Below are 12,477 nucleotides of genomic sequence, written 5' to 3' on the forward strand. Positions count from 1 at the left end.
AAAACCAACAGGGTTTCTTTACTTTTAAATGATTGGCAAATTGTTTAAGTTTGAATTATGAGCCGCATCAAAACAACACTCTCCATCCTACTCCTGGTCTGTAGCCTGAGTTCAAAAGCGCAGGATCTTAAAAAGTATGATAAAGGAAGCTTTATCAAGGGCAAGGATAGTATTTCCTACCGCATTCTCTTTCCGGAGAATTTCAGTGCGGATAAAAAATACCCTATCCTGTTTTTTTTACATGGAAGTGGAGAGCGCGGCAATGACAATGAGAAACAATTGACACATGGTGGTAAGCTATTCCTTAAACCGGAGATCCGCAAGCAATTCCCGGCCATCATCGTCTTCCCGCAATGTACAGAAGACAGCTTCTGGTCAAATGTCAGGTTTGATACCACTGCTCATGGAAACCGGTCGTTCAACTTTCAAAAGAGAGGAAAGCCGACAAAATCGATGAAAGCTTTACTGGGTATGATTGATAACTTTTTAGAAAAGCCTTATGTGAACCATGATCAGGTTTATGTTGGCGGTCTTTCTATGGGTGGTATGGGTACTTATGAATTACTGAGACGTAAGCCTAAGCTTTTCGCAGCGGCGATTGCCATTTGTGGTGGCGACAATGTAGCCAACGTTCAGAAATATAAAAATGTTCCCTTATGGATCTTTCACGGGGAGAAAGATGAGGTAGTTCCCGTGGTCTTTTCTACCATGATTTCGGATCAGCTCAAAGTGTTGGGAAAAGAACCTAAGCTTACTTTGTATCCGGATGCCCATCACAACAGTTGGGACGCTGCATTTGCAGATCCCAAACTCTTGCCATGGTTATTTTCTAATCAAAAGAAACAATAGCGGTTATTATTCCGCCATATTGTGATAAACAGCTTGAACGTCATCGTCCTCTTCCAATTTATCAATTAACTTGAATACATCTGCTGCCTGCTCTTCTGTAACCGGAATAGTAGATAAAGAGATGCGTTCTAATTTTGCACTTTTCATTTCTACACCGATATCTTCCAGTGCTTTTTGCATTTTACCGAAGTCTTCAAAAGCCGTTTGTACTACTGCAATTTCATTTCCTTCTTCGTCAGCTTCCAGATATAGTTCTTCCAGACCTGCGTCAATCAATTCAAACTCTAATTCTTCCAGGTCTTTATCACCGGGAACAAAGCGAAAAACCGACTTGCGGCTAAAAATGAAATCCAGAGAACCTGTTTTACCTAAAGTCCCACCGGTTTTATTGAAATAACTACGAATATTAGCTACCGTTCTATTGGTATTATCGGTTGCTGTTTCAATCAGGATGGCCACACCATGTTGTGCGTATCCTTCATAAACAAACTCTTCATAACCATTCTCATCTTTGTTGGATGCTCTTTTAATTGCTGCTTCCACCGTATGTTTAGGCATATTCACTGCCTTTGCATTCTGGATCGCTGTACGCAAACGGGAGTTGGTATCCGGCGAAGGGCCATTATCTTTAACAGCCATTACAATCTCTTTACCTATCCTCGTAAATTGCACGGCCATTTTAGCCCAACGTTTAAATTTCCTTTCTTTTCTGAACTCAAATGCTCTACCCATTGTATCTTTTATTTAAGGAATTTCCTTATTAATGATTATTCTGTAAGTTCGTTAACATATCTGTTGTCATCTTCGACAAATCAAACTCCGGCTTCCATCCCCAATCTTTCTGAGCGAAGCTGTCGTCGATAGAACGAGGCCAGCTGTTGGCAATTGCCTGGCGTGGATCATTCTCCGTGTAAGTTAATTTAAAATCCGGAATATGTTTTCTGATTTCTGAAGCTAATACCTCTGGGGTGAAATGTACACCACCGAAGTTATAACTAGAACGGATAGAGATTTTGCTTGCTTCCGCGTCCATCAGTTCGATGGTACCACGAATTGCATCATCCATATACATCATTGGCAATTCTGTTTCTGCGTTTAAGAAAGAAGCATAGCTACCTTTTGTTAAAGCATCATGGAAAATATGGATGGCATAGTCTGTCGTTCCACCACCTGGAGCAGCTTTCCAGCTGATCAATCCCGGGTAACGGATACTACGTACATCTAAACCAAATTTCTGGTGGTAATACTCGCACCAACGTTCACCTGCCAGTTTACTGATACCATAAACCGTATTCGGGTCCATTACACAGTATTGCGAGGTTAAGTCTTTTGGAGAATTCGGTCCGAATACCGCGATAGAACTTGGCCAGTAAACTTTTGCTGTTTTATAAACGATCGCAAGGTCTAAGATATTCAATAAACCATTCATGTTCAGGTCCCATGCTAATTTAGGATTCTGCTCACCTGTAGCGGATAATAAAGCGGCTAATAAATAAACCTGAGTAGGCTTATATTTTTGAAATATGCTATTCAGAATATCTTTCTCAAGTACGTTTACGAACTCAAATGGTCCTGAATTTTTGATGTCATAATCAGGTCTGCGGATATCACAAGCTACTACATTACTTTCACCGTAAGTCTTACGTAAGGCGGTTACTAATTCAGTGCCGATCTGACCGTTAGAACCTAATACTAATATTTTCTCAATCATGAATTTTTGTATGGATTTTGACAAAGTTAAAAAAACGAAACAAACCTCTATAAAATGTTTATGATTTATATGTTTTTGTATTTTTCATGCACGTTTTTCATCGCCATTTATGGGTAAAAAAGGGCTAAAGTACCTCAAAAAACAGCTCAGGATACTCCTGAAAAACAAGATTAAACTAATTAGGATGAAATAACGTTTTAGGAGTACAATGAACTGTGAAAAACCACGTTAAACGTCCTTTAATTTCTGCACATTTTCAGCTCCTGACAAGGAAAAAGTTGATTAAGTAACAAAAACATGATATATTAGAATTATTGTGTATTTCGCACACTAACCATTATTTTTTGCTTATTATTACAAAACAAAACACACTTTAACCATATAAAAACACCTAAACAGCCTAGTATGAACAGAAGAGAAGCAGTGAAAAGTGTTGCCTTTTTAATGGGAGGCGCATTGTCTGCAACTACTATTGGAGTATTTTTAGATAGTTGTACTTCACCATCTAATAAAACATCCGGGAACTTATTTTCTGCCGATCAGGAAAAGATTATCACGGAAGTTGCAGATATCATTATCCCTACGACGAGTACGCCAGGGGCTAAAGCAGCTGGAGTTGGTCCATTCATCGCGATGATGATGAAGGATTGCTACCCGGAAGATGCTCAAAAAGCATTTGTTAAAGGTCTGGAAGATCTGGAAAAACAGTCTCAGGACACTTTCAAAAAATCATTCCTTGAAATTTCTGTACCTCAGCGTCAGGAACTCTTAAACAAAGTTAGAGAGGCTACGATTGCAGCAAATAAAACTGAAAAAGACGAATTAGAGAAACAACAAGAAAACATCACTCAGAAAAAATCTGAAAAGGAAGCTCCGGGCAACGCAATGACGCCAAAGGACAAACCTAAAACCACACCTCAATTCTTCGCCATCATCAGGGACTTAACCTTACTGGGTTATTTTACTTCCGAAATTGGTGCTACCAAGGCTATGGCCTATGTAGAAATCCCTGGCCGTTACGACGGCGATGTGCCTTTAAAACCAGGTCAAAAAGTTTGGTCATAAACCTTTTAGAAATTAAACAATGAGCAATTTAAATACGAAAGCAACTGCGCAAAACACTTATGATGCGATTGTTGTAGGATCAGGAATCAGTGGTGGCTGGGCTGCAAAAGAGTTAACAGAGAAAGGTTTAAAAGTTCTGATGCTGGAAAGAGGCAGGAACGTTGAACACATCAAGGACTATACTACGGCTATGAAAAAGCCATGGGAATTTGAGCACCGTGGAAGATTAACGGAAGCACAAAAAGAGTCTCACCCTGTACAAAAAAGAGATTATCCTTATCAGGAATTTAATGAGAGCTTCTGGGTGAATGACCTGGAATGCCCATATACAGAAGTAAAACGTTTTGACTGGTACCGTGGTTTCCACGTAGGTGGTAAATCATTAATGTGGGGCCGTCAGAGTTACCGCTTAAGTGACCTGAACTTTGAAGAAAATGCAAAAGATGGTCATGGTGTAGATTGGCCAATCAGATATAAAGACATTTCGCCATGGTATGATTATGTAGAGAAATTTGCAGGAATCAGCGGCCAGGCAGAAAACTATCCTCACTTCCCTGACGGGCAGTTCCTTCCACCGATGGACATGAACGTTGTGGAGAAAGATGTAAAGAAAAGAATTGAAAGTAAATGGAATAAATCCAGAATCCTGACTATTGGTCGTACAGCTAACTTAACTGTGGAGCATGGTGGAAGGGGTAAATGTCAATACCGTAACCTTTGTAGCAGAGGATGTCCGTTTGGCGCTTATTTCAGTACACAATCTTCTACCCTACCGGCGGCTGTGGCGACGGGTAACTTAACGCTTCGTCCTTACTCATTGGTGAATACCATCATCTATGATAAAGAAACACAGAAAGCGAAAGGTGTAGTTGTGATTGATTCAGAAACTAATGAGCACATCGAATACTTTGCAAAAATTGTATTCGTTAATGGTTCTACTTTAGGTTCTACGTTCTTATTGTTGAACTCTACCTCACCAGAACATCCAAATGGATTAGGTAATGGTAGTGGTGAACTTGGACACAACCTGATGGATCACCATTTCCGTTGCGGTGCTTCGGGAAGAGCGGAAGGCTTTGATGACAAATACACTTTCGGCAGAAGAGCCAATGGTATTTACATTCCCCGATATAGAAATATTGGTAATGACAAACGCGATTACGTAAGGGGCTTCGGTTACCAGGGTGGCGCGAGTCGCGGAAACTGGCATGCTGATGTCGCTGAAATGGCATTTGGTGGTGATTTCAAAGACCAGATGACAGTACCAGGTGCATGGAATATGGGCTTAGGTGGTTTCGGAGAGTCTCTTCCTTACCATGAGAACCGTGTTTATATCGATCCTGGTAAAAAAGATAAATGGGGACAGTCTGTTTTGGCAATTGATTGTGAATTCAAGGAAAACGAGCAGAAAATGCGCGGAGATATGATGAACGATGCTGCTGAAATGCTGGAAGCCGCAGGTATGAAAGATGTGAAAACATACGACAATGGTTCTACTCCAGGTATGGCTATCCATGAAATGGGTACTGCGCGTATGGGTCTTGATCCTAAAACCTCTGTGTTAAACAAATGGAACCAGATGCACGAAGTGAAAAACGTATTCGTAACTGATGGTTCTTGTATGCCTTCTGCTGCTTGTCAGAATCCTTCATTAACATATATGGCATTGACCGCAAGAGCTTGTGATTTTGCAGTTAGTGAACTTAAAAAAGGTAACCTTTAATATAAACCTGCATATTGGTAAAATCCAGTATGCAGGTTTTATGTTTAAACCCTGCTAAGTCGGTTTAGACACTTTAAAATCAACAAAAAACAAAATATTCTGATGAACAACAGAAAGATGAGAATGGGGATGATCGGTGGTGGCAAAGATGCCTTCATCGGAGCCGTTCACCGTATTGCGGCAAACATGGATGGTCAGGTTGAATTTTGCTGTGGCGCGCTAAGCGTCAACCCTGAAGTTGGTAAACAATCCGGACAGGAACTTTTCCTGGATGATGACCGCATTTATGCGAATTATCAGGAAATGATTGAAAAAGAAAGTCAGCTACCAGCAGATAAACGCATAGATTTCGTGACGATTGTTACGCCTAACTTTGCCCACTTTGCTCCGGCAATGATGGCATTGGATCATGGCTTTAATGTCGTGATTGAGAAACCAATTGCCTTATCTCTTGAGGAAGCCAGACAATTACAGGAAAAAGTAAAAGAAACAGGACTGGTATTGTGCCTGACTCATACTTATTCCGGTTACCCGATGGTGAAACAAGCCAGAGCAATGGTAAAAGAAGGAAAACTGGGTGCCATTAGAAAAATAATGGTAGAATATCCTCAGGGATGGTTGAGTACTTTAACAGAACGCGAAGGCAATGCCGGCGCTGCATGGCGTACCGACCCTGCTAAAAGCGGTAAAAGCGGTTGCATGGGCGATATCGGAACTCATGCTGCTCAATTGGCAGAATATATCTCTGGTTTAAAGATCAGCAAACTTTGTGCAGATTTAAATATTGTAGTACCAGGACGTGGATTAGACGATGACGGAAACGTTTTGTTAAAATTCGACAATGGTGCTAATGGTGTTTTAATTGCTTCTCAAATTGCGGCAGGTGAAGAAAATGCTTTGAAAATTAAAATATATGGTGAAAAAGGAGGCTTAGAATGGCACCAGATGGAACCAAATACCCTGATCGTAAAATGGTTGAACGAACCGGCACAAATCTATCGCGCCGGACAAGCGTACCTTTCAGACAGCGCGAAACACAATACACGTGTTCCTGGTGGTCACCCGGAAGGATACCTGGAAGCTTTCGCTAATATTTACAGAAACTTCGCATTAACCATTGGCGCAATCAGTCAGGGACAAGAACCTACAGAAGCAATGCTTGATTTCCCTAAAGTGGAAGATGGCGTAAGAGGCATGGCCTTTATTGAAAATGTAGTCGCTTCTTCTGCATCTGATCAAAAGTGGTTTGATTTTAAAATATAAACATCATGACAACAATTAAAGGCCCCGGAGTTTTTCTGGCTCAGTTTATCGGTGATGAAGCCCCATTCAATTCTTTGGATGCCATTTGTGAATGGGCAGCAGGATTAGGATTTAAAGGTATTCAAATGCCAACGCTTGATTCCCGATTCATCGATTTGCAAAAAGCAGCAGAAAGCAAGACTTATGCCGATGAATTAAAAGGAAAAGTAGCATCTTACGGATTGGAGATTACAGAACTATCTACACACCTGCAAGGGCAACTGGTAGCTGTAAACCCTGCTTACGACCTTGCTTTTGATGCATTTGCCCCGGATCAATATAAAAACAACCCTGCTGAAAGGACCAAATGGGCCGTTCAGCAATTGAAATATGCAGCGAAAGCTTCACAAAACCTGGGCTTAAATGCACATGCTACATTTAGCGGTTCCTTGTTATGGCATATGTTCCACCCCTGGCCACAACGTCCGGAAGGATTGGTAGATGCCGCTTTTACCGAACTGGCTAAAAGATGGTTGCCAATTCTGAATGAGTTTGACAACTGTGGTGTAGATGTATGTTATGAGATTCACCCTGGTGAAGATCTGTTTGACGGCATCACTTATGAGATGTTCCTTGAAAAAGTAAACAACCATCCCCGCGCCTGTCTGCTATACGACCCATCGCATTTTGTGTTACAACAACTGGATTACATCCAATACATCGATTTCTATCACGAGCGCATCAAGGCTTTCCATGTAAAAGACTCTGAGTTTAATCCTACGGGAAAACAAGGAACTTTTGGTGGTTACCAAAGCTGGGCAAACCGTGCCGGACGATACCGTTCTCCAGGTGATGGACAGGTAGATTTCAAAACCATTTTCAGCAAGCTTGCGCAGTACGATTACAGTGGCTGGGCAGTAATGGAATGGGAATGTGTCATTAAAGATGCACAGGTTGGTGCCAGAGAAGGTGCCGAGCTGATCAGCAAACTGATCATTCCGGTAACGGACAGGGCATTCGACGACTTCGCTGCTTCCGGTGGAAATGACGAATTCAACAATAAAATTTTAGGACTATAATAATTAATACACCAATAAGATGAAAAACACACTATTTATCCTTGCCTGCTTTATTTTGGCTTTAGCTTCATGCTCAAGTCCGGAATCAAATTCTACCAGTACCACAGCAACCACTGAGAGTGCACCAGCAGCGAGTTCATCAACTGAAAAACACCCTGGAGAAACGTTAATTGCAAAATCTGACTGTATCGGTTGCCACAATAAAGTAACGAAAGTAATCGGCCCGACTTACGAAGAGATTGCTGCAAAATACACCCTTGATGATGCAACAGTTGAGCTACTGTCGAAAAAAATCATTGATGGTGGTAAAGGTGTTTGGGGTGAAATTCCAATGACTCCTCATGCCAACCTATCACAAGACGATGCCAAAGAAATGGTACGTTACATTCTATCCCTGAAAAAATAACCTGAACCACAGAACCAAATATAAACCATGGAAGAAACCAATAAAAACCAGGAAACTTCGTCAAGACGGAGTTTCCTTAAAACCACCGCAATTGCAGCTTCGGCATTTATGATTGTTCCCCGTCATGTTTTAGGCGGACCAGGATTTATAGCGCCTAGTGACCGCCTGATTATCGCCGGAATCGGTGCAGGAGGAAAAGGACAATCAGACATTGCGAATTTCTACAAAAGTGGGAAAGCTGACATCGGCTTTCTTTGTGATGTCCACGATTCAAGGGCTGCGGCCAGCGTCAAGGCATTCCCGAAAGCAAAATACTACAGGGATTACCGTGAATTGTTCGACAAAGAGCACAAAAACTTCGATGCGGTGTCGGTTTCGACCCCCGATCATAGTCATGCGATTATTGCGTTAGGTGCGATGCAACTGGGTAAACACGTGTATGTTCAGAAACCTTTGGCACATGATATTCACGAAGCCCGTGCGTTAACCGCAGCAGCGCAAAAATACAAAGTGGTCACCCAAATGGGAAACCAGGGCGCTTCAAATGATGGCCCGCGACAAATGAAAGAATGGTATGATGCTGGTTTAATCGGTGATGTGCATACGGTTTATGCCTGGACAGATCGTCCGGTATGGCCACAAGGTATTCCATGGTCTGCTAATAAAGCAGAAGTGCCTAAAGACCTGGATTGGGATTTATGGTTAGGTACTGCTCCTTACAAAGATTACGTTAACAAACTGGTTCCGTTTAACTGGAGAGGCTGGTGGGATTATGGAACAGGTGCATTGGGCGATATGGGTTGTCACCTGTTGGAAGCTCCATTTAGCATGCTAAACCTGAAATATGCTACAGAAGTTCAAGCTAGTGTAGGCTCTGTCTATGTGGATGAATTTAAACGTGGTTATTTCCCTGATAGTTGTCCTCCTTCCAGTCACGTGACTTTAAAATTCCCTAAAACCAATAAAACTAAAGGTGATGTAGTAGTTCACTGGATGGACGGCGGTATTCAGCCGGAAAGACCAGAAGAACTGGAAGCAAATGAAGTTTTCGGTGATGGTGGAAACGGTACTTTATTTATCGGTACCAAAGGAAAAATGATGGCCAGCACTTACAGTGCAGATCCACGTTTATTACCATTGAGTAAAAATAAAGACATTAAGGTTCCTGCAAAGTTTGCACGCGTTCCTGGTGGTGCAGAAGGCCATTATGCCCAGTGGGTAGAAGGTTGTATTGCCGGTTATGGCAAGAAAGAATTAAGTTCTCCTTTTGACATTGCAGGCCCGCTGACGGAAGCTTTACTTATGGCGAATTTAGCCATCAGAGGAACGGATGTTCAGGTGAAAAATGATAAAGGAAGAGCTACTTACCCTGGAAGAGACATCAAATTACTTTGGGACAACAACAATATGAAAGTCACCAATTTTGATGCGGTAAACCAGTTCGTAAAACGCGACTACCGTAAAGGATGGTAAACACCACCCTTTTTTTAACTTAAAAAGAAAAACTATGAAACCATATATTTTTTCAGCGATACTGCTTTCCGCAGTAATCGGTGCAGGCAATAGCAATGCGCAATCCGGCAGTAAAGGATTTACCAAACTGTTTGATGGCAAAACGACTACCGGATGGCATACTTATGGTCAGGATACCGCTGGCGAGAAATGGAATGTCGTAGACGGTACCCTTCATTTTGACCCTAAGTCTGGCAGGACTGGTGGCGGCGATTTAGTCACCGATAAGGAATATGGTAATTTTCACCTGAAGATCGACTGGAAAGTAGCGCCTAAAGCAAATAGCGGCGTGATCTTTTATGTTCATGAAGACAAGGCAAAATACGGTGCTACCTATAGTACTGGTCTCGAAATGCAGGTATTGGACAATGATGGTCATCCAGATGGAAAAATCACCAAACACCGTTCAGGAGACCTTTATGACCTGGTTAAAAGCAGTTCAGAGCCGGTTAAACCTGTTGGAGAATGGAATACTTCTGAGATTATCAGCAAAAACGGTAAACTGGAGCTTAAATTAAATGGCGTAACAGTAGTGAAAACTACCCTTTGGGACGACCAGTTTAAAGCATTGGTTGCCGGTAGTAAATTTGCAAACTGGAAAGGTTTTGCTACATTCAAGACCGGAAAAATCGCTTTACAAGATCATGGTAATGAGGTTTGGTACCGTAACATCCTGATTAAAGAACTGTAACCGGATTGTCGCGGCCCGGCGCGGCGCGGTTAACATTAAAAAATAAACCAAAATATAAAACAAGAAATAAACAATGAACCTTAACAACCGCATCAAATTGTCATTCATGATGTTCCTGGAGTTTTTCATCTGGGGCGCATGGTTTGTGACACTGGGTACCTTCCTGGGGTATAACCTCAGCGCAACAGGCAGCCAGTCGGGATCCGTATTTTCTACCCAATCCTGGGGAGCCATCATTGCTCCTTTCATCATTGGCTTGATTGCTGACCGCTATTTTAACGCAGAAAAGATCCTTGGTGTGCTGCACCTGATTGGCGCTGTACTCATGTATCAAATGTATAATGCCACAGACATCAATGTATTCTACCCGTATGTCCTGGCTTACATGATTCTGTTCATGCCTACCCTGGCCTTAGTTAACTCAGTTTCCTTCAATCAAATGAAAGATCCGGAAAAAGAATTCTCTACCATCAGGGTATTTGGAACGATCGGATGGATTGTTGCTGGTTTATTAATCAGTTTCTATTTCCACTGGGATTCGGCCGAAGGCGCTAAAGAAGGATTGCTTAAAAACACCTTCCTAATGGCAGGTATCGCCTCAGTAATCTTAGGATTATTTAGTTTCGCTTTACCAAAAACACCTCCTAAAGCGGTTGCCGGCGATAAAGTTAAGGTATCAGAAATCTTAGGATTAGATGCTTTAAAACTATTAAAGGATAAAAACTTCGCGATTTTCTTTGTCTCTTCTATCCTGATCTGTATCCCTCTGGCCTTCTATTACCAGAATGCGCACCCTTTCCTATCTCATGTAGGTATGGATGATCCTACAGGAAAGATGACGATTGGACAGATTTCTGAGGTATTGTTCCTGTTGTTACTTCCTGTATTCTTTACCAAATTTGGCTTTAAGAAAACGATCCTTGTGGGTATGTTGGCATGGGGTGTCCGTTATGCGCTGTTCGCTTATGGAAACGCTGGTGATTTAGGTTTTATGCTGATCATTGGTATCGCCCTTCATGGTATTTGCTATGACTTCTTCTTTGTATCCGGTCAAATTTACACCAACTCTATTGCTGGTGATAAATACAAAAGTTCTGCTCAGGGACTGATCACGTTAGCAACTTACGGTGTAGGTATGTTAATTGGATTCGCTGTTGCAGGATACATCACCGATACTTATAAACTTGCGGATGGTACAGTTAACTGGAAAATGGTCTGGATCATTCCTTCCGTAATTTCATTCGTAGTCTTCTTACTCTTCGCTGTTTTCTTTACGGACAAGAAAAAAGAGGAAGCTCAATTGAATGCCTAATGGCTGAGGAATTAAGCAGGAGAACTGCATTAAAAAACATCGTTGCCGGAACCGCCGCTTTAGGCGTTTCGGCAACATTGCCAACCTTTGCTATGGAGCCTTATAAATCTACGGCACTGAAAGGAAATGTAAACCATTCGGTGTGTGCCTGGTGTTTCGGCGATATGGAATTAGATGCACTTTGTGTTGAAGCCAAAAAGATCGGAATTAAAGCAATAGACCTTGTGGGTCCGGCAGGATGGCCTACCTTAAAGAAGCACGGTTTAGACTCTTCCATGTGTAATGGTGCAGAAATCAACCTTGTGGACGGATGGAATGACCCTAAATTTCATGCTACGCTGATCAAAAACTATACGGAAATGATTCCTAAAGTTGCCGCAGCGGGTTATAAACAATTGATTTGTTTTAGCGGAAACCGCCGTGGAAAAGACGACGAAACCGGGATCAACAATTGTGTGGAAGGCTTGAAACAAGTGATCGGCCTTGCCGAAAAACACAATGTTGTATTGGTGATGGAATTGTTAAACAGCAAAGTTGACCATACTGATTATCAGTGCGACACCACCAAATGGGGTGCGGAACTGGCCAGAAGACTAGGCTCAGAAAACTTCAAATTGCTGTATGATATCTATCATATGCAGATCGATGAAGGCAATGTGATCAGCAACATTAAAAAGTACCATCAGTACATCTCACACTACCATACTGCCGGCGTTCCCGGTAGAAATGAAATAGACGATACTCAGGAACTATTTTATCCCGCGATTATAAAAGCTATATTAGCAACGGGATTTAAAGGTTATCTGGCTCAGGAATTCATTCCTAAGTATAAAGATAAAATCAAATCCCTGAGAGACGCCGTAAATATTTGTGACGTATAAATCAAA

12 protein-coding genes are annotated in these 12,477 nt (G+C 41.8%); 10 read left to right on the forward strand and 2 right to left on the reverse strand.

The features are described 5' to 3' along the window. Positions 1-57 precede the first annotated feature (57 nt). Positions 58-849: a prolyl oligopeptidase family serine peptidase gene (locus OQX61_RS17665; protein ID WP_265843126.1), complete on the forward strand. Its 792-nt coding sequence runs from the start codon at positions 58-60 to the stop codon at positions 847-849. Between the two features lie 6 nt (positions 850-855). Here the strand turns inward: OQX61_RS17665 and OQX61_RS17670 are convergent, their stop codons facing one another. Together OQX61_RS17670 and OQX61_RS17675 are read right to left on the reverse strand one after the other, a co-directional pair. After that, a complete protein-coding gene (locus tag OQX61_RS17670; protein WP_265843127.1) occupies positions 856-1,581 on the reverse strand; it encodes a YebC/PmpR family DNA-binding transcriptional regulator in 726 nt (241 codons plus the stop codon). 28 nt (positions 1,582-1,609) lie between these two features. Continuing rightward, positions 1,610-2,560 carry an NAD-dependent epimerase/dehydratase family protein gene (locus OQX61_RS17675; RefSeq protein WP_265843128.1) on the reverse strand — a complete coding sequence of 317 codons (951 nt, stop codon included), beginning with the start codon at positions 2,558-2,560 and terminating at the stop codon, positions 1,610-1,612. A gap of 405 nt (positions 2,561-2,965) precedes the next feature. Here OQX61_RS17675 and OQX61_RS17680 point away from each other — a divergent pair, with 405 nt between their 5' ends. The 9 genes from OQX61_RS17680 to OQX61_RS17720 all read left to right on the forward strand — a co-directional run bounded on the left by OQX61_RS17680 (position 2,966) and on the right by OQX61_RS17720 (position 12,471). Then, entirely contained in the window at positions 2,966-3,625 is a 660-nt protein-coding gene (locus OQX61_RS17680) for a gluconate 2-dehydrogenase subunit 3 family protein (RefSeq protein ID WP_265843129.1), read from the forward strand. 19 nt (positions 3,626-3,644) lie between these two features. Further along, the gene (locus OQX61_RS17685) at positions 3,645-5,348 is read left to right on the forward strand and encodes a GMC family oxidoreductase (RefSeq protein WP_265843130.1); all 1,704 of its coding nucleotides are present in this window, start codon (positions 3,645-3,647) and stop codon (positions 5,346-5,348) included. 102 nt (positions 5,349-5,450) lie between these two features. Then, a complete protein-coding gene (locus tag OQX61_RS17690) occupies positions 5,451-6,611 on the forward strand; it encodes a Gfo/Idh/MocA family oxidoreductase (protein WP_265843131.1) in 1,161 nt (386 codons plus the stop codon). 5 nt (positions 6,612-6,616) lie between these two features. Next, entirely contained in the window at positions 6,617-7,669 is a 1,053-nt protein-coding gene (locus OQX61_RS17695) for a sugar phosphate isomerase/epimerase (protein ID WP_265843132.1), read from the forward strand. 19 nt (positions 7,670-7,688) lie between these two features. Beyond that, positions 7,689-8,075, forward strand: a complete 387-nt coding sequence (locus OQX61_RS17700) for a c-type cytochrome (protein WP_265843133.1) — start codon at positions 7,689-7,691, stop codon at positions 8,073-8,075. Between the two features lie 27 nt (positions 8,076-8,102). Beyond that, a complete protein-coding gene (locus OQX61_RS17705) occupies positions 8,103-9,548 on the forward strand; it encodes a Gfo/Idh/MocA family oxidoreductase (protein WP_265843134.1) in 1,446 nt (481 codons plus the stop codon). Positions 9,549-9,582: 34 nt separating this feature from the next. Further along, positions 9,583-10,278, forward strand: a complete 696-nt coding sequence (locus OQX61_RS17710; RefSeq protein WP_265843135.1) for a DUF1080 domain-containing protein — start codon at positions 9,583-9,585, stop codon at positions 10,276-10,278. Positions 10,279-10,351: 73 nt separating this feature from the next. Beyond that, positions 10,352-11,590, forward strand: coding sequence for a nucleoside permease (locus tag OQX61_RS17715; RefSeq protein WP_265843136.1), 1,239 nt, complete (start codon positions 10,352-10,354; stop codon positions 11,588-11,590). After that, positions 11,590-12,471 carry a TIM barrel protein gene (locus tag OQX61_RS17720; RefSeq protein ID WP_265843137.1) on the forward strand — a complete coding sequence of 294 codons (882 nt, stop codon included), beginning with the start codon at positions 11,590-11,592 and terminating at the stop codon, positions 12,469-12,471. The genes OQX61_RS17715 and OQX61_RS17720 overlap by 1 nt, the downstream gene beginning before the upstream one ends. Positions 12,472-12,477: the final 6 nt, after the last annotated feature.

The organism is Pedobacter sp. PLR (assembly GCF_026239675.1).
GTDB lineage: Bacteria > Bacteroidota > Bacteroidia > Sphingobacteriales > Sphingobacteriaceae > Pedobacter.